Source organism: Pseudomonas syringae (assembly GCF_021605415.1).
GTDB classification, from domain to species: domain Bacteria; phylum Pseudomonadota; class Gammaproteobacteria; order Pseudomonadales; family Pseudomonadaceae; genus Aquipseudomonas; species Aquipseudomonas syringae_S.
This window is the reverse complement of record NZ_WKEQ01000015.1, coordinates 70,250-86,521: the sequence shown is the minus strand read 5'-3', so window position 1 is coordinate 86,521 and position 16,272 is coordinate 70,250. Positions and strand designations below refer to the sequence as shown.

Annotated in this window: 15 protein-coding genes; 8 read left to right on the top strand and 7 right to left on the bottom strand. The window is 59.0% G+C overall.

Going from position 1 to position 16,272, the window contains the following annotated elements; all coding sequences use genetic code 11:
* Window positions 1-33: 33 nt before the first annotated feature.
* The 3 genes from GIW69_RS13175 to GIW69_RS13165 all read left to right on the top strand — a co-directional run bounded on the left by GIW69_RS13175 (window position 34) and on the right by GIW69_RS13165 (window position 1,990).
* The gene (locus GIW69_RS13175; RefSeq protein WP_236483117.1) at window positions 34-1,002 is read left to right on the top strand and encodes a polyprenyl synthetase family protein; all 969 of its coding nucleotides are present in this window, start codon (window positions 34-36) and stop codon (window positions 1,000-1,002) included.
* A gap of 181 nt (window positions 1,003-1,183) precedes the next feature.
* A complete protein-coding gene (locus GIW69_RS13170; RefSeq protein ID WP_236483116.1) occupies window positions 1,184-1,525 on the top strand; it encodes a zinc ribbon domain-containing protein YjdM in 342 nt (113 codons plus the stop codon).
* 207 nt (window positions 1,526-1,732) lie between these two features.
* Window positions 1,733-1,990, top strand: coding sequence for a PA4570 family protein (locus GIW69_RS13165; protein ID WP_236483115.1), 258 nt, complete (start codon window positions 1,733-1,735; stop codon window positions 1,988-1,990).
* 129 nt (window positions 1,991-2,119) lie between these two features.
* Here the strand turns inward: GIW69_RS13165 and bamJ are convergent, their stop codons facing one another.
* The 3 genes from bamJ to GIW69_RS13150 all read right to left on the bottom strand — a co-directional run bounded on the left by bamJ (window position 2,120) and on the right by GIW69_RS13150 (window position 3,787).
* Window positions 2,120-2,737, bottom strand: a complete 618-nt coding sequence (gene bamJ, locus GIW69_RS13160) for a BamJ family beta-barrel-assembly machinery protein (RefSeq protein WP_236483114.1) — start codon at window positions 2,735-2,737, stop codon at window positions 2,120-2,122.
* 124 nt (window positions 2,738-2,861) lie between these two features.
* Window positions 2,862-3,167, bottom strand: coding sequence for a DUF6482 family protein (locus tag GIW69_RS13155; protein WP_236483113.1), 306 nt, complete (start codon window positions 3,165-3,167; stop codon window positions 2,862-2,864).
* 131 nt (window positions 3,168-3,298) lie between these two features.
* Window positions 3,299-3,787 carry a TIGR00645 family protein gene (locus GIW69_RS13150; RefSeq protein ID WP_192309046.1) on the bottom strand — a complete coding sequence of 163 codons (489 nt, stop codon included), beginning with the start codon at window positions 3,785-3,787 and terminating at the stop codon, window positions 3,299-3,301.
* Between the two features lie 161 nt (window positions 3,788-3,948).
* On the opposite strand from GIW69_RS13150, the gene GIW69_RS13145 reads away from it, so the two are divergent.
* A complete protein-coding gene (locus GIW69_RS13145; RefSeq protein WP_236483112.1) occupies window positions 3,949-5,769 on the top strand; it encodes a hypothetical protein in 1,821 nt (606 codons plus the stop codon).
* Here GIW69_RS13145 and GIW69_RS13140 read toward each other — a convergent pair.
* Complete coding sequence (locus GIW69_RS13140) at window positions 5,766-6,086, bottom strand: PA4575 family protein (RefSeq protein ID WP_236483111.1); 321 nt, start codon at window positions 6,084-6,086, stop codon at window positions 5,766-5,768. The two genes, GIW69_RS13145 and GIW69_RS13140, sit on opposite strands and share 4 nt — an antisense overlap.
* A gap of 294 nt (window positions 6,087-6,380) precedes the next feature.
* Window positions 6,381-8,819 carry an ATP-binding protein gene (locus tag GIW69_RS13135; RefSeq protein ID WP_236483110.1) on the bottom strand — a complete coding sequence of 813 codons (2,439 nt, stop codon included), beginning with the start codon at window positions 8,817-8,819 and terminating at the stop codon, window positions 6,381-6,383.
* 324 nt (window positions 8,820-9,143) lie between these two features.
* On the opposite strand from GIW69_RS13135, the gene GIW69_RS13130 reads away from it, so the two are divergent.
* From GIW69_RS13130 to GIW69_RS13115, 4 genes are all read left to right on the top strand, one after another.
* On the top strand, window positions 9,144-9,632 hold the full coding sequence (locus tag GIW69_RS13130; protein ID WP_007909797.1) for a DUF3015 domain-containing protein: 489 nt from the start codon (window positions 9,144-9,146) through the stop codon (window positions 9,630-9,632).
* Between the two features lie 96 nt (window positions 9,633-9,728).
* On the top strand, window positions 9,729-11,582 hold the full coding sequence (locus GIW69_RS13125; RefSeq protein ID WP_236483109.1) for an Lnb N-terminal periplasmic domain-containing protein: 1,854 nt from the start codon (window positions 9,729-9,731) through the stop codon (window positions 11,580-11,582).
* Window positions 11,583-11,801: 219 nt separating this feature from the next.
* Complete coding sequence (locus tag GIW69_RS13120) at window positions 11,802-12,158, top strand: hypothetical protein (protein ID WP_236483108.1); 357 nt, start codon at window positions 11,802-11,804, stop codon at window positions 12,156-12,158.
* Window positions 12,159-12,229: 71 nt separating this feature from the next.
* On the top strand, window positions 12,230-12,724 hold the full coding sequence (locus tag GIW69_RS13115) for a GreA/GreB family elongation factor (RefSeq protein ID WP_236483107.1): 495 nt from the start codon (window positions 12,230-12,232) through the stop codon (window positions 12,722-12,724).
* Here GIW69_RS13115 and gdhA read toward each other — a convergent pair.
* Together gdhA and ettA are read right to left on the bottom strand one after the other, a co-directional pair.
* Entirely contained in the window at window positions 12,721-14,058 is a 1,338-nt protein-coding gene (gene gdhA / locus GIW69_RS13110) for an NADP-specific glutamate dehydrogenase (RefSeq protein WP_236483106.1), read from the bottom strand. The genes GIW69_RS13115 and gdhA overlap by 4 nt on opposite strands.
* A 374-nt stretch (window positions 14,059-14,432) precedes the next feature.
* Entirely contained in the window at window positions 14,433-16,097 is a 1,665-nt protein-coding gene (gene ettA, locus GIW69_RS13105) for an energy-dependent translational throttle protein EttA (protein ID WP_236483105.1), read from the bottom strand.
* Window positions 16,098-16,272: the final 175 nt, after the last annotated feature.

The window sequence follows — 16,272 nt, the reverse complement described above, 5'->3', positions numbered from 1 at the left end:
TGCCGCGCAACCCTTCTGGAGCAACTGTCGCTGATGCAACCCCAAGCTTTCTACCGCGCGGTGGCGGACGATTTTAGCGCCGTCGACGGCATCATCAAGAAGCAGCTGACTTCCCGAGTGCCGCTGGTATCGAAAATCGGCGATTACATTACCTCGGCCGGCGGCAAACGCCTGCGTCCTTTATTGGTGCTGCTGTGTGGCAAGGCATTGGGTCGCGAAGGCGATGACATGCGTCTGCTGGCCGCCACCATCGAGTTCCTGCACACCGCGACCCTGCTGCATGACGACGTGGTCGACATGTCCGGCATGCGCCGTGGCCGCTCGACCGCCAACGCCATGTGGGGCAACGCCCCGAGCGTACTGGTGGGCGACTTCCTGTATTCGCGCTCGTTCGAAATGATGGTCGAACTGGGCTCGATGCCGGTGATGAAGATCCTGTCGCAAGCCACGCGCATCATCGCCGAAGGCGAAGTGTTGCAGCTGTCCAAGGTACGTGACGCCAGTACCACCGAAGAAACCTACATGGAAGTCATTCGCGGCAAGACCGCGATGCTCTTCGAGGCCTCGACCCACAGCGCCGCCGCGCTGGCCGGTGCCACCGCCGAGCAGAGCGAAGCCCTGCGCACTTTCGGCGATCACCTGGGCGTGGCGTTCCAACTTGTCGACGACCTGCTCGACTACAAAGGCGACGCCGAAACCCTGGGCAAAAACGTTGGTGACGACCTGGCCGAAGGCAAGCCGACCCTGCCGCTGATCTACACCATGCGCGAAGGTACGCCGGAACAGGCGGCCCTTGTTCGCCAAGCCATCCAGAAAGGCGGGATCGAAGACCTGGAAAGCATTCGTGTGGCGGTCGAGGCCTCCGGTTCGCTGGAATACACCGCGCAACTGGCCCGTGATTACGTCGCCCGTGCGATCAAGTGCCTCGAAGCGCTGCCGGCCAGTGAATACCGGGATGCGCTGGTTGAACTAAGCGAGTTTGCAGTCGCCCGCACGCACTGATCGCCCCCTGTAGGAGCGAGCCTGCTCGCGAAAGCATTGTGTCAGTCAACAGAGATGTAACCTGGCAGACCGCTATCGCGAGCAGGCTCGCTCATACAGTTGTTTTTTGCGCTACACCCTTCCCTGATTAAAACCCTATACAATGTGCGACTTTTAGCGATCCTCTCTCCAAGGAGCCTTAGTGAGCACGTTGCCACCCTGCCCGAAATGCAATTCCGAATACACCTACGAAGACGGTACCCAACTGGTATGCCCGGAGTGCGCCCACGAGTGGTCTGCCGCCGGTGATGCCGAAGTGGTAAGCGATGACGCCGTGAAGAAAGATTCGGTTGGTAACGTCCTGCAGGACGGCGACACCATCACCGTGATCAAGGATCTGAAGGTCAAGGGCACGTCCCTGGTGGTCAAGGTCGGTACCAAGGTCAAGAACATCCGCCTGTGTGATGGCGACCATGACATCGACTGCAAGATCGATGGCATCGGCCCGATGAAACTCAAATCGGAGTTCGTCAGAAAAGTCTGAATCTTTTGTATTCCATCCCGCGCCTGGCGTGGGATGGCGCTTCACCCTCCCCGCTTACCGTCAGCAAATCCCCGCAATAGCCAAACGCCAGCCATTTTGACCTTACGCAATCTTTGCCCGGAAAAATCGGCAAAGCGCCAATAGTCGCTTGCTATTTGATGAATAAGAATTATTCTCATTGAAACCAACTTAATGGAGATGAGAACCATGACTTATTTGATCGACGCCTGGCTGGATCGCCCACATCCCTACCTGAGGATCCTGCATCGGGAAACCGGAGAAGTCTGCGCGGTACTGGAAGAAGAAGCCTTGCATGAGTTGCAGGATCAAGGGGATCTGGACGTCAACAGCCTGAACTCCAGCGAACCGCTGGTGCTCAAGGAACTGGTGCGCAATCTGTTCCTGTTCTGCTATGCCCGGGCATTGCGCCCGACCAATGAATTGCAGCACAAGCTGGAAATATGAAACACCGTAAACCTGTAGGAGTGAGCCTGCTCGCGAAGCGGTGTGTCAGGTAACCGCAAAGTCGGCTGAAAAGACGCTATCGCGAGCAGGCTCACTCCTACATTAGCCCGTCATAAAGACAGGCCCTTCTTACAGAACGTCCAGCAGCTCGACGTCAAACACCAGAACGCTGTGCGGCGGGATGCTGCCAACGCCTTGAGCGCCGTAAGCCAGTTCGCTCGGCACGTACAGACGCCATTTGCTGCCGGCATTCATCAGTTGCAGGGCTTCGGTCCAACCGGCGATTACGCCGCCGACCGGGAATTCAGCCGGCTGGCCACGGTCGTAGGAGCTGTCGAACACGGTGCCGTCAATCAGCGTGCCGTGGTAGTGAGTACGCACGGTGTCCTCACGGGATGGCTTGGCGCCTTCGCCCTGGGTCAGCACTTCGAATTGCAGGCCGGAAGCCAAAGTGGTGATGCCGTCACGCTTGGCGTTTTCAGCCAGGAACGCCAAGCCTTCGCCTGCCGCTGCTTCAGCTTTTGCTGCCGCTTCGGCTTGCATGATCTCGCGGATCACTTTGAAGCTCGCAGACATTTCTTCCTGACCCACACGGCTTTCCTTACCGGCGAAAGCGTCGGTCAAGCCCGCGAGGATCGCGTCCAGGCTCACGCCCGGTGGCGGGTTGTCGCGCAGTTGGTCGCCCAGCTGACGGCCAATGCCGTAGCTGACGCGCGTTTCGTCGGTGGACAGATTGACTTCGGACATGACGCTGCTCCGCTGATGGGGCCGACGGAAGGTAATAATTCACACACGACCTTCCGAAAAGCCCTTCATAAAAAAGGGCGAGCAGACTAGCACAGATGTAACAGCGTTGATCAGGGGCCAGGTGCTACAGCGCCGAACGCCATGCCAGCGGCACCTTCAGCGGTTCTTCACCGCTGGCGCCCAGCCCGCACATTTCATCGTGCACCGAGGTGTGCACGAGGTTGAACGGCAGCACCGGAAACGTGTGCAGCACGTCGCGGGCATGCTCCACCGAGCGCACCTTAAACATTCCGCCTTTCAAATCGCTCAACGGGTACGCCGTACCGTGCATCCGTGCTTCAAGCAGATAGATGCCACCTTCCATGGAAATCAGATTCAGCTCATCGACCTTTCCGGCGATGGCATACGCATTCAACTCTTGCAGATTCATGAACGCACCTCACGCAATGGCGAGCCAGGACTCTACAGGGATAGGCCTCGTCGCCTCAAAGCACAAGCCACAAACGACACCGCCCGTCTGTTTCGCAACAGACGGGCGGTGTTTTATCGATCAACGATCGATCAGTGCTTGGTGAGCTTATCCAGATAACCCATGGCGAATGCCGACACCACGAACGTCATGTGAATGATCACGTACCACATCAGGTGTTCCGGATCGACGTTCTTGGCGTCCATGAAGATCCGCAACAGGTGAATCGAGGAAATCGCCACGATCGACGCCGCCACTTTCATCTTCAGCGACGAAGAATCCATGGTGCCCAGCCAGTTGAGCTTTTCCTTGGTGTCGTCGATGTCCAGTTGCGAGACGAAGTTCTCGTAGCCGGAAATCATCACCATTACCAGCAAGCCGCCCACCAGCGCCATGTCGATCAGCGACAGCAGCACCAGAATCAGGTCGGACTCGGCCATCGAGAACACGTTGGGGATGACGTGGAAAACTTCCTGAAAAAATTTCAGCGCCAGCGCCAGCAGCCCGAGGGACAAACCGAAGTAGATCGGCGCCAGCAACCAGCGTGAGGCGTACATTGCGTTTTCGATAAAGCGTTCCATTGAATCTCACACAAGGGGGTGGAAATGGCCGCGAGTATACCAGTGACCCATGACAGCCAGAAACCGCCCGGAAATCCGTTACCTGCATGTGTGTGTCAAAGTTTTTCTGCTAGTGTCCAAGCCATTGACAGCCCAGCGACAGCGGACAGGACACCAGGAAAATGGATGTACGTTTACCGTTTACAGCGACCGGAATTGGCCTGACCCTGCTGCTTGGCGGTTGCTCGCCCGCCGATGAAAAACACACGGTCAGCCTCGAGGAGAAAACCACGAAGTTTGAGCAATCGCTCGACGCCATTGCCGATCCGAAGCTCAAGGACGCGGTGACTGAACTCGGCGGCTCGCTGCTGTTGCTGGAGCGTGCGCAGCTCAAGCTCGACAGCAAACCCGACAAGACCGAATACGGCGAAGACGCCCTCGCCGTACTCAAACATTACCCGACCCCGCAAGCGCTGGTGGACACCTACATCAACGGTCTGATTGTGCTGCACAAGGATTCCAGCTCCGACTACCTCACCGATCTGCAACCGCTGTTCCCGTTCAACTTCAACATCCCCGGCGCCTTCCTCTTCCCGCACGCCGTCGAATGGCAATCCGTGACCTTGAGCAATAAACGAGTGATTGCCTTCCAGCCGGAGTGGTCGGAAACCGATCCGGGCATCCAGTTGAGCCCGTCCAGTTCCAACGTTACCCATCCGGATGATCTGACCGTCACCTATCCGTTCATCGACGGCCTGGACGTCGACAAGAAAAGCCTGCCGCAACCGCTCAGCCTGCAAGGCCGGGTCGAAGTTATCGCACCACGCCGGCTGTACAGTTTCGATCTGACCTCAAAGGACGTCGGCCAGACTCGCACCAACGACAACCTCAGCGTCACCCTGCTGAAACTTGCAAAGAACTACGCCGAAGTCGAATTCAGTAACAGCCTGCCGTTGGCCCCGGAAGTCGCCGACACTCAGCTCAACCCGCTGATCGTCCAGGCCCGCGACAACACCGGGCACTATCTGCTGCGCGCCGGCTCAATCCACGAAAGCCCGGCCCAGGTCGACTTCTACCAAAAACAACTGGCGCACCTGCAAAAGCAGACAGCCTGGAGCGATTCGCTGGAAACACAGCTCGAGCAAGATCAGCGCACCTTCGAGCAGGAACACCCGCGCCGCTATAACAAGGTCTATTTCAACGGGCCGATCGAGACACTGGAAGTCAGCGTCCTCGACTTTTCCTCCGCCACCGTGACCCGCAAGGATCTGGATCTGCCGATCCGCCGCTTCGATCATCACACCACGGCAAAAACCGTGCAGCCACTGGAAATGCCGGTGGTGGCGTATGACGATCAAGCCGTCGACAGGCTCAAAGACGCGACGCTGACCGAGGATCAACTGAAAAGCAGCGTGCGCATCCATCAAAACGTGGAGGAACCCAGCGCCGCACGCATCGAGTTCGAACACCGCAAAACCTTCAACGATGAATTGCTCGGTGACGATCTCAACCCAGGGGTGAGCCCAGTGACGTTCTTCGCCGGCAAGCGTAACGGCAAGCTCGACGAACCGATCGAGCTGCCGCCGCAGGCCTACCAAGTCGATCCTTTGCACGGGGCCATTGTTTACGACCTCAACCTGTTTCCGGAACCCCCGGCCATTGCGGTCGGCTCGATGCCGTTGTTTTTAGCCACGATCGCCAAGCAGTCGTTTGACAACAGGAACTTGCCCAAAGGCCTGGAGATCCGGAACAACGCGTTGGTGGTGGATTTGAAAGTATTCCCGGCCAATGAATGGCGGTTTTACGTGAAGGATGACAGCGGGAATTACTTGAAGCGGATTCTGTCGGTCAGCCACGACGCCAGCGCGCAGGGCCCGGCCGTGTTTGGCGTGCATTATTTTTATGGCCATCCGACGCGTGTGGAAACCTATCAGCGCACCGACCTCGCCACCGTGCAATACGGTTTCGAGGTCAAGCTCGATCAGGCGCCCACAGCGCCTTAACTGCTGAGACTGCGTCCGCGTCCACCATTGATCTGCCGTAGCTGGGCCTGCAGGTGCAGGCTCCAGATCTGCGGATCATCGGCCAGTTCGTAACCGTGGGTGGTCAGGCTTTCAACAATGGTGTCGAGAATCGACTCGGCCGCCATCGGCCCGGGAAACGGCCCCTGGGCTTTGATTGCGGAAGGTTGTTCACCGGCCATGCCGGCAGCGAAGAGCAGTGTCCACATGCCGTTGTCACCGGCCAACGGCTTGATGGCGCATTCGATCCGGGTGACGAGACCCAGACACTGACGGGTAAGGCAGAGGTTGCGCGACATGGCGGCGACCCTCGATAAATCCGGTATTCAGCGCCCACGAAGGCACTGGCTCGATCCAGCGATGCTGTCGATATCCTTGAGCTGAGAATAGAAGAAAAGTGCGCCCCGCAAGCAAAGCGGAACCAGAAGGCGCCGAATGGTCATTGTGTGAATTCTGACGTCAGAGTGACGTCACTTCCAACAGCCCTTGTAGGAGCGAGCCTGGCGCGAAGGCGGTCTTTCAGTCAAAGCATCCGTCGACTGAATGGACGCCATCGCGAGCAGGCTCGCTCCTACATTGGTTAGGGGTGGGGCTTACGCCGGTTTGGCTTCGACCAGCGCCTCCTGCGCCAGCTCTTTCTCGGCTTCTTTCAAGTCTTCTTCGCTGATCATTTCCGCAATAACCCGCAGGCGTTCAACCACCCGCGCATTGATGCTGCCTTCCGGGAACTGGCCATCGGCATCCGGCTCACCGGCCGGCTCGCCCACCAGCAGGCTCAATGCTTCATCGGCCTGACGCACCGCATAAACGTGGAATTGCCCGGCACGCACCGCCGCCAACACTCTCTCGTCCAGCATCAATGTGGCGACGTTGGCTTGCGGGATGATCGCGCCCTGCTCGCCGGTCAGCCCGCGCGCTTCGCAGAGACGAAAGAAGCCTTCGATTTTCTCGTTGACCCCACCGACCGCTTGCACCTCACCGAACTGATTGATCGACCCCGTAATCGCGAAGCATTGCTTGAGCGGGGTTTTCGACAGCGCCGAAATCAGCGTGCATGCCTCGCCCAGCGAGGCACTGTCGCCATCGACGTAACCGTAGGACTGTTCCAGCGCGATGCTCGCGGAAATCGCCAGCGGGAATTCCTGGGCGTAACGACTGCCGAGGTAACCGGTGAGAATCATCACGCCTTTGGAGTGAATCGGCTGACCGAGATTTACTTCACGCTCGATGTCGACGATGCCGCTGCCGCCCGGGTACACCGTGGCGGAGATCCGCGCCGGCACGCCGAACGCCGAGTCGCCGACTTCCAGCACGGTCAGGCCATTGCACTTGCCCACCGCCGCACCGTCGGTGTCGATCAGGATAATCCCGGCCATCATGTCGTCGAGAATCCGCGCCGATACGCGTCCGGTGCGAGTGGCCTTGGCCTTGAGCGCACGTTCGATGTGGCCGGCGTCGGTCATTTCATCGCCGGCCAGGTGGCGGATGAAATCCGCTTCGCTGACCAGTTGAAACAAATCACCAATACGCGCCGACAAGCGTCCCTGATGCTCGGCCAGTCGTGCGCTGTACGTCGCCAGGCGCGCCACCGCATCGGCGGTCAACGGCGCCATGCCTTCTTCCGAGGTGCGGGTTTTCAGCAATTGGGCGAATTGCTCCAGGCTCTCGTCGACCATCGGGATGTCTTCGTCGAAGTCGACCAGGACGCGGAACATCTCCTGGAAATCCGGATCGAGATCCTGCAGCGTGTAATACAGTTGCCGCGCGCCGATGATGATGACTTTGACCTGCAACGGAATGTGCTGCGGATTCAACGTCATGGTGGCGAAACGACCCATGTCGCCCAGCGGCGATTCCATTTTCAGCTTGCGCGATTGCAGGGCACGCTTGAGCGCGTCCCATACGAATGGCTCGCTGAGCATTTTTTCCGCTTCAAGAATCAGGAAACCACCATTGGCGCGGTGCAGCGCGCCTGGACGCAATTGGCGATAGGTGGTGTAGAGCGCGCCTTGGTCGGTGGTGTACTCGATGCGGCCGAACAGGTTTTCGTAGGTCGGGTGCGGCTCGAACACCACCGGCGCACCGCCGCTGGCCGGATGCCCGACCACCAGGCTCGGGGCGTATTGCTCTTCCAGCAGTTTGCGTGCAACGGCGTCGGTCTTACTGTCGTCGACCAGTTGCTCGACCACGGTCTTCAGCAGGTACACCTGCATCGCTTGCAGGTAACCGCAGACCGCCGCGTTTTCCGCGTACTTTTCCGACAGCGGCGCCAGCAATGGCTGCAAGGCCAGGGTGATGGTTTCTTCGTTGAGCGTACGCAGATGATTGTTCGACTCACGTTTCCATTGCGGCAGACTGGCGAGTTCTTCGTTCAGACGCTCTTCCAGACCGGAAATGTCTTCGTGAAAACGCTCGCGCTCGGTATCCGGCAGTTGCGCGAACTCGGCCTCGTCCAGTGCCTTGCCGTCGAGCATCGGCGTGAAGGCGATGTTGCTGCTGTCGCGGTACAGGGCGACGTCTTTTTCCAGGGCCAGGCGCTCGATGACGTCGAGGGCTTTGTCATAGCGCTGGTTGAAGGCGCGGTCGATGGCGCTTTTCTTTTGCTGGTAGGAAGGGTGTTCGAAGACCGCTGGAAAAGTCGCCAGCAGGTTGTCGATCAAGCCGTTGATGTCGCCCATGAACGCGCCGGCGGTGCCCGACGGCAGTTCCAGGGCACGGGGCTCGCGCGGCTCATCGAAATTGTTGACGTAGACCCAGTCCGCCGGGGTTTGCAGGCGTTTGCCTTCGGCTTTCAGGTAGCGTTTTACGAACGAAAACCGGCCAGTGCCGGGCTCACCCATGACGAACACGTTGTAACCGGGCCGTGGCATGGCCACACCGAACTGCAAGGCTTCGACCGCGCGTTCCTGGCCGAGCACACCGCGAAAAGGCTCCAGATCATTGGTGGTAGTGAAGCTGAACTGTTCAGCGGAAAACGGACGAGTCAGCGCTTCGGGCGCTATACGCAAGCTGGCAGCAACAGAATCAGGCATCGGGCTTCCTTACATCAGGCGGGGCAGATAGCGGGCATTCTGGCGCTGCCCGCCCCCCACTGGCAAGGCGCGCCATACGACAAAGCATAGACAACCACCCCGCCTGCGCCCGCCCGCCATGAAACCGGGCTTTTCCATGAATATTTTGCAAAAAACCACGGAACCCCTGGATCGTGCCTAAACTCCAAACTGCGCGGCTGGAACTAATAACCGGCCCACTGGCGCCAATAAGTTCTGTAGGCCACTTCGCCAAGCGGTGATCTGACCAACACAACCGGAGCCAGAACCCCTGTCCATTGGTATGCACATAAAGAGAACAAAGCTATGAAACGGATTCTTCTCGGTACTCTCTTCACCGCTGTATCCATCAACGCGATGGCTCAAGCGCCAGGCGGCCCGGATTGCGGTTGGGGCAACATGCTGTTCGAAGGTCAGCGTGGCACCCCGGCTCACTTCCTGGCATCCACCACCAACGGCACTTCCGGTAACGCAACGTTCGGTATGACTTCCGGCACCAACGGTTGCTCCACCAACGCGTCGCTGACCTATGGCGGCAAATCCTGGTTTGCCATGAATGGCATGATGAACGAGCTGTCCGAAGACATGGCAAAAGGCAACGGCGAAGCGCTGACGACCTATGCCGTGGTACTGGGCGTGGCGCCGGAAGACCGTGCGCACTTCGCTGCCGTTACTCACGAGCACTTCCAGCAGATCTTCAGCAAGGCTGATGTGACTGCCGAAGATGTACATACCAACACCTTGGCGGTTCTTAAATCAGACCCACGTCTGGCCAAGTACGCGACTCAGGCTTAAGCTCGACCCCGCCCGCTTCCTTCGGGAAGCGGGTTTTGTTTTTGGGCTAGTTCCTGCAGGTAAATGGATTTTTTTCTTTCGATTAAGTTGCCACTTATGCTCAAACGCCTTGCCTGGCTGGCGCTCTGTGTCTGCGCCCCGCTGTCCGCCGCGCCACACATCGATCCTCAACGTTTGCAGCAACTGGCCAACGACCGCTTCTGGATTTCCCTCGGTCATTACGAAACCGCCAAGCTCGGCGGCTGGCGCAGCTACGTCAGCGACAGGAAGTTCTTTCTCGCCCCCGACGGCAACGAACACCCCGATCATGAACTCGCCGCCACCGTGCAGGCCTTGTATGCCCCGGCCAGCGCTGGCGAACAACATGCCCAATGCGTGTACCCGGCGCGCACCCGCTGGCTCAAGGATCAGTTGAATCTGACTGACCTGCCGAGCCCGGATTGTGCCGAGTTCAAGCAATGGTTCAAGGACGTCTCGCCGGACAGCGCGGTGATGATCTTCCCCGCCGCTTACCTCAACAGTCCATCGTCGATGTTCGGCCACACCCTGCTGCGCATCGATCAGGCCGGGGCGAAGAGCGACAAAACGTCCCTGCTCAGTTACGCGATCAACTTCGGTGCCTACATCGAAGGCTCGGACAACAGCATTCTTTACGCCTGGAAAGGTTTGATGGGCGGCTACCCGGGGCTGTTCGCGCTGGTGCCGTATCAGGAAAAACTTTCCGAGTACCGCAGCCTGGAAAACCGCGACCTGTGGGAATACCGTCTGAATCTGACGCAAGAAGAAACCGCGCGGATGGTCGAGCATGTCTGGGAGTTGAAGCAGATCCAGTTCGACTATTTCTTCTTCGACGAAAACTGCTCCTATCGCCTGCTCGAATTGTTGCAAGTGGCACGCCCGAGCCTGCGCCTGACCGAGCAATTCCCGCTGACGGCGATCCCGACCGACACGGTCAAAGCCGTGAAAGAGTCAGGCCTGGTCGAGCACATCGAATATCGCCCATCGCGGGAGCGCGAACTGCTCAGCCGCGCCGAACCGCTCAGTGATGAAGAGCAACAATGGGTGTTGAAAGTCAGCGCCGATCAACAGCAATTGCAGGATCCGACATTCCAAACCCTGCCCCGCGACCGTCAGGCGTTGATCATCGACGCGGCGTATCGTCTGGAGCGCTACCGCGCCAACGGTCAGGAGCGTGACCCGCAGCGCGCACAACGCAGTTTCGAACTGCTACGGGCGATCAACAAAAACCCGGCGCCGGAGCTGGAAATCCCGCAACCGGGCCTGCCCGAAGACGGTCACGAATCGCGCACCTGGCAAGCCGGACTCGGTACTCGGGGAGACCGCGCTTTCGGCGAATACGGTCTGCGCATGGCCTATCACGATCTCAATGACAACGCCGAAAGCTTCCCGCTCGGCGCGCAGATCGAAATTCTCCAGCTGAAATTGCGTCAGTACGAAGGCAATGACTGGCAGGTGCAGCAACTGGATCTGGCGACCATCCGCTCACTGACCCCACGCAATGAGCTGTTGCAGCCGCTGTCGTGGCAAGTCACCGGCGGGTTGGAGCGAGTGCCGGGCAAGCATGACGACGAAAACCTGGTCAGCCACGTCAACGGCGGTGGCGGCGGCACCTGGCAGCTCGGCGAAGACGTGCTCGGTTTTGCTCTCGGCACCGTACGCGTCGAGCACAACAACGATTTCGCCGGGTTCATCGCGCCGGCTGCCGGGTTCAACAGCGGCGTGCTGTGGAAAAACCCGCTGGGCAATCTGAGCCTGGAAGCCAAGGGCGATTACTTCACCAACGGCGAGGTGCGCCGCAGCCTGAGCCTGAACCAGCAATGGGAACTGTCGCGCAACCTTGGTTTGCGCTTGAGTGCGCAGCGCGAGTTCAGCCACGTGGCGACGCCGGAAACCGAAGTGATGCTCGAAGTGAAGTGGTATCACTATTGATTTTCTGACATACCTCTGTTCCCTGTGGGAGCGAGCCTGCTCGCGAAGGCGTCGTATCAGACAACCCTGGATCGACAGACATATCGCTTTCGCGCGCAGGCTCGCTCTCACAAAGGTCATGTTGTGTTCGACAGATCGCTGACATGTCTTTCACAGACACCTCACAAATCACCTTCTAGACTTTCTTCATAGGCCGCGAAACGGCGAGGGAGAAGTGCGATGTGGCGGTGTGCGGGGTTGTTGAGTGTTTTGCTGTTGCTGGGCGGTTGCCAGTCCACTCACGACGACTTGATCGCCAAGGGATATCCACCGGCTTTCGCCGACGGCTTCGATGACGGTTGCATCAGCGGCCGCCAGGCCGCCGGTTCGATCAGCGGCGAGTTCCGCAAGAACGTGCCGCGCTATCTCAAGGACGCAAAATATGCCGACGGCTGGGTCGACGGCTTCCGTCAGTGTCAGGCGATGCTGGAAAACAAGAGCCGCGAAGACTACCGCAACGAGCACTGGGACGAACGCGAACGCGCCTGGCAGCAACAGAAGGATCAGGACGCTGGACGGGCGTATCGCTCGCAATAGGTCGTTTGCCGACATCCGCTGAAACCAAATGCCTGCGACCATGGCCCAACTCTTTAACAAAGGAGGACTCCATGAGCCGCGCTTTCGTCAACGAAGATAACGCCGCCGCACAAGCCGATCAGCCCGTCGAACGGCAGGTCAGCGCGCAAGCCAATTACGTCACGCCGCAGGGCTACGCGCTGTTGCAGGCGAAAGTCGCCGAACTGCAAAACCTTCACGCCGAAGAATCGGCCAAGGGCGAGACCGCAAACAAGCAACGCCTGGTCGATCTCCAGCGGGATCTGCGTTATTTCAATCAGCGCGTCGGCAGCGCCCAAGTGGTGCCCGCCGCCACCGCCACCGACAAAGTGCAGATCGGCAGTCGCGTGACCTACGCCGATGAACACGACAACGAGTACCGCGTGCAACTGGTCGGCGAAGATCAGGCAGACGCAGCAAAGGGTCTGATCAACTGGGGCTCACCGCTGGGAAGGGCACTGCTTGGCGCCGGGCTCAACGACGAGGTGCTGTGGCAGCGCCCCGTCGGCGATCAACTGATTGAAGTGATCCGCATCGATCCGGCTTAAACCACACCCTGAGCGAGCATTGCATCGGCCACTTTGACGAAACCGGCGATGTTCGCGCCTTTGACGTAGTTGACCTGTCCGTTCTCTTCGCCGTAGTGCACGCAAGCGTGATGGATCGACTGCATGATCCCGTGCAGCTTGCTGTCCACCTCGCCCGCCGTCCAATGCAGGCGCATGGCATTCTGCGACATTTCCAGACCGCTCACCGCCACGCCGCCGGCATTCGATGCCTTGCCCGGCGCGAACAGAATCCCCGCCTCGATGAAGATATCCACAGCCTCAAGTGTGGTCGGCATGTTTGCGCCCTCAGCCACACAAACGCAGCCGTTGCGCAGCAAAGCGTGGGCAGCTTCGGCGTCGAGTTCGTTCTGCGTGGCGCAGGGCAGCGCGATGTCGCACGGCAGCGACCATGGATGCTCACCGGCACGGAACTCCAGACCGAATGCAGCAGCCAGCTCGCTGATGCGCCCGCGCTTGACGTTTTTCAGCTCCAGCAGCGCCGACCATTGCTCTTCACTCAAACCGGCCTCTGCGTAGAGCGTGCCTTCGGAGTCGGACAGGGAGATCACCTTGCCGCCCAGATCCATGACCTTGCGCGCCGCATATTGCGCGACGTTGCCGGAGCCGGAAATCGCCACGCGCTTGCCTTCGACGGTTTGGTCGCGGCGCTTGAGCATTTCCTCAGCGAAGTACACGCAACCGAAACCGGTGGCTTCCGGACGAATCAGGCTACCGCCGTAGGTCATGCCTTTGCCGGTCAGTACGCTGGTGAACTGGTTGTTCAGCCGTTTGTACTGGCCGAACAGGAAACCGATCTCCCGCGCGCCGACACCGATATCGCCGGCCGGCACGTCAACGTCAGCGCCGATGTGGCGATACAACTCGCTCATGAAGGCCTGGCAGAAACGCATGACTTCAGCGTCGCTCTTGCCTTTCGGATCGAAGTCCGCACCGCCCTTGCCGCCGCCCATGGGCAGCGACGTCAGGGAGTTTTTGAAGGTCTGCTCGAAGGCCAGAAACTTCAGCACGCCCATGTTCACCGACGGATGGAAACGCAAGCCACCCTTATAGGGGCCGATGGCGCTGTTCATCTGAATGCGGAACCCGCGATTGACCTGAACCTTGCCCTGATCATCGACCCACGACACGCGGAAAACCACCGCACGCTCCGGTTCGCAGATGCGCTCCAGAATGCCCGACGACAGGTAGTGCGGATTAGCTTCGAGAAACGGCCACAGACTGCGCAGCACTTCTTCGACCGCCTGGTGGAATTCCGGTTGATCCGGGTCGCGTTTTTTCAGGCGGGCAAGAAAGGATTCGACGGATTCGATCATGGGAAAAGTCTCGGCAAATTTATTGTCGTTGGAAGCGATTGGGCCGGACTTTAACAAACGAATTGCGCACAGGAACAGCGCAAGATGTCGCAGTTATGAAATTAAATGGTGCACTGGATATAAATAGGCACGCTTTCCGAGCTGTTTTTGCACCTGAATAGTGAAAACACATTCCGAAAATGCACCATCAGTTACACCGCCATCGCTGGCAAGCCAGCTCCCACAGTTTTAGTGGCGTTCACACACTCCAGGGATGACAAAAATCCTGTGGGAGCTGGCTTGCCAGCGATGAATCCAACTCGGTTTCCATGAAAACCCGGGCAAAAAAAAACGGAGCCCGAAGGCTCCGTCTCTATCAAGCAACCCACCTGCAATCAGGCCAGTTTCTTGTGGCGAACCCGGTGTGGCTGGGCCGCTGCTTCGCCGAGGCGCTTTTTGCGGTCGGCTTCGTACTCGGTGTAGTTGCCTTCGAAGAACACCGCTTGCGAGTCGTCTTCGTACGCCAGGATGTGCGTCGCGACGCGGTCAAGGAACCACCGATCGTGAGAGATCACAATGGCGGCGCCCGGGAAGTCCAACAGGGCTTCTTCCAGGGAACGCAGGGTTTCAACGTCGAGGTCGTTGGACGGTTCGTCGAGCAGCAGGACGTTGCCGCCCTCCTTCAGGGTCAGCGCCAGGTGCAGGCGACCGCGCTCACCACCGGACAGATCCTTGACGAACTTCTGCTGATCGCCACCCTTGAAGTTGAAGCGACCGACGTAGGTACGCGACGGGATCTCGTAGTTGCCGATGCGGATCTGGTCGGAACCATCGGAAATCTGCTGGAACACGGTTTTGCTGCCGTCCAGGTCTTCGCGGCTCTGATCGACGCAAGCCAGTTGCACGGTTTCGCCGACTTCGATGGTGCCGGAATCCGGGGTTTCCTTGCCCATCAGCATGCGGAACAGGGTCGATTTACCGGCACCGTTACCACCGATCACGCCGACGATGGCGCCTTTCGGCATTGAGAACGACAGGTTGTCGATCAGCACGCGATCGCCGTAGCCCTTGGAGACGTTCTTGAATTCGATGACCTTGTCGCCCAGGCGAGGACCGGCCGGGATGTAGATCTCGTTGGTTTCGCTACGCTTCTGGAATTCCTGCGATTGCATTTCTTCGAAGCGTTGCAGACGTGCCTTGGATTTCGACTGGCGGGCCTTGGCGCCTTTGCGCACCCACTCCAGTTCTTCTTTCATGGCTTTTTCGTGAGCCGACTGCTGCTTGGATTCGGCAGCGAGACGATCGGACTTGGCTTCAAGCCAACCCGAATAGTTGCCCTCGTACGGAATGCCCGCGCCACGGTCGAGTTCGAGAATCCAGCCAGCGACGTTATCGAGGAAGTAACGGTCGTGCGTGATCGCGACCACGGTGCCCGGGAAGTCGTGCAGGAAATGCTCGAGCCACGCAACGGAGTCGGCGTCCAAGTGGTTGGTGGGTTCGTCGAGGAGCAGCATGTCCGGGGCGGACAGCAGCAGGCGGCACAGGGCCACACGACGTTTCTCGCCACCGGAGAGGACTTCGACCTTGGCGTCCCAGGCTGGCAGACGCAGCGCATCGGCGGCGACTTCGAGTTGGCGGTCAAGGTTGTGACCGTCACTGGCTTGCAGGATCGCTTCAAGCTTGGCCTGCTCGGCGGCCAGTTTGTCGAAGTCGGCGTCTTCTTCAGCGTAAGCCGCGTAGACCTCGTCCAGACGCGCTTGAGCGTTTTTGATCACGCTGACCGCTTCCTCGACCACTTCACGCACGGTTTTGGTCGGGTCAAGCTGCGGCTCTTGCGGCAGGTAACCGATGTTGAGTTCCGGCATCGGGCGCGCTTCGCCCTCGAATTCGGTGTCGACGCCGGCCATGATTTTCAGCAGCGTGGACTTGCCCGAACCGTTGAGGCCGAGGACGCCGATCTTGGCGCCAGGGAAGAAGGACAGCGAAATGTTTTTGAGGATTTCCCGCTTCGGCGGAACAACTTTGCCCAGCCGATGCATGGTGAAGACGTATTGAGCCATGGAGAACCTTGGGTCAGTGACAGATGAATGAGTGGAGCGCAGGCGATGCCCGGCCAGACCGTGCGCGTCGTTCACTTGATGATGATCAATGCGTGCGCGCTGGAGAAGTCTGATTCTAGGAGCTGGAACGCCCCCACGTAACCGGCAAAGCTACCTGAATGACCAGTGGCCGTCC

What these genes read in the sequence shown, in the direction of transcription:
- GIW69_RS13175 (WP_236483117.1), top strand. Translation starts at nt 34, where the DNA reads ATGCAACCCCAAGCTTTCTACCGCGCGGTGGCGGACGATTTTAGCGCC.
- GIW69_RS13165 (WP_236483115.1), top strand. Translation starts at nt 1,733, where the DNA reads ATGACTTATTTGATCGACGCCTGGCTGGATCGCCCACATCCCTACCTG.
- bamJ (WP_236483114.1), bottom strand. Translation starts at nt 2,737, where the DNA reads ATGTCCGAAGTCAATCTGTCCACCGACGAAACGCGCGTCAGCTACGGC.
- GIW69_RS13155 (WP_236483113.1), bottom strand. Translation starts at nt 3,167, where the DNA reads ATGAATCTGCAAGAGTTGAATGCGTATGCCATCGCCGGAAAGGTCGAT.
- GIW69_RS13150 (WP_192309046.1), bottom strand. Translation starts at nt 3,787, where the DNA reads ATGGAACGCTTTATCGAAAACGCAATGTACGCCTCACGCTGGTTGCTG.
- GIW69_RS13145 (WP_236483112.1), top strand. Translation starts at nt 3,949, where the DNA reads ATGGATGTACGTTTACCGTTTACAGCGACCGGAATTGGCCTGACCCTG.
- GIW69_RS13140 (WP_236483111.1), bottom strand. Translation starts at nt 6,086, where the DNA reads ATGTCGCGCAACCTCTGCCTTACCCGTCAGTGTCTGGGTCTCGTCACC.
- GIW69_RS13135 (WP_236483110.1), bottom strand. Translation starts at nt 8,819, where the DNA reads ATGCCTGATTCTGTTGCTGCCAGCTTGCGTATAGCGCCCGAAGCGCTG.
- GIW69_RS13130 (WP_007909797.1), top strand. Translation starts at nt 9,144, where the DNA reads ATGAAACGGATTCTTCTCGGTACTCTCTTCACCGCTGTATCCATCAAC.
- GIW69_RS13125 (WP_236483109.1), top strand. Translation starts at nt 9,729, where the DNA reads ATGCTCAAACGCCTTGCCTGGCTGGCGCTCTGTGTCTGCGCCCCGCTG.
- GIW69_RS13120 (WP_236483108.1), top strand. Translation starts at nt 11,802, where the DNA reads ATGTGGCGGTGTGCGGGGTTGTTGAGTGTTTTGCTGTTGCTGGGCGGT.
- GIW69_RS13115 (WP_236483107.1), top strand. Translation starts at nt 12,230, where the DNA reads ATGAGCCGCGCTTTCGTCAACGAAGATAACGCCGCCGCACAAGCCGAT.
- gdhA (WP_236483106.1), bottom strand. Translation starts at nt 14,058, where the DNA reads ATGATCGAATCCGTCGAATCCTTTCTTGCCCGCCTGAAAAAACGCGAC.
- ettA (WP_236483105.1), bottom strand. Translation starts at nt 16,097, where the DNA reads ATGGCTCAATACGTCTTCACCATGCATCGGCTGGGCAAAGTTGTTCCG.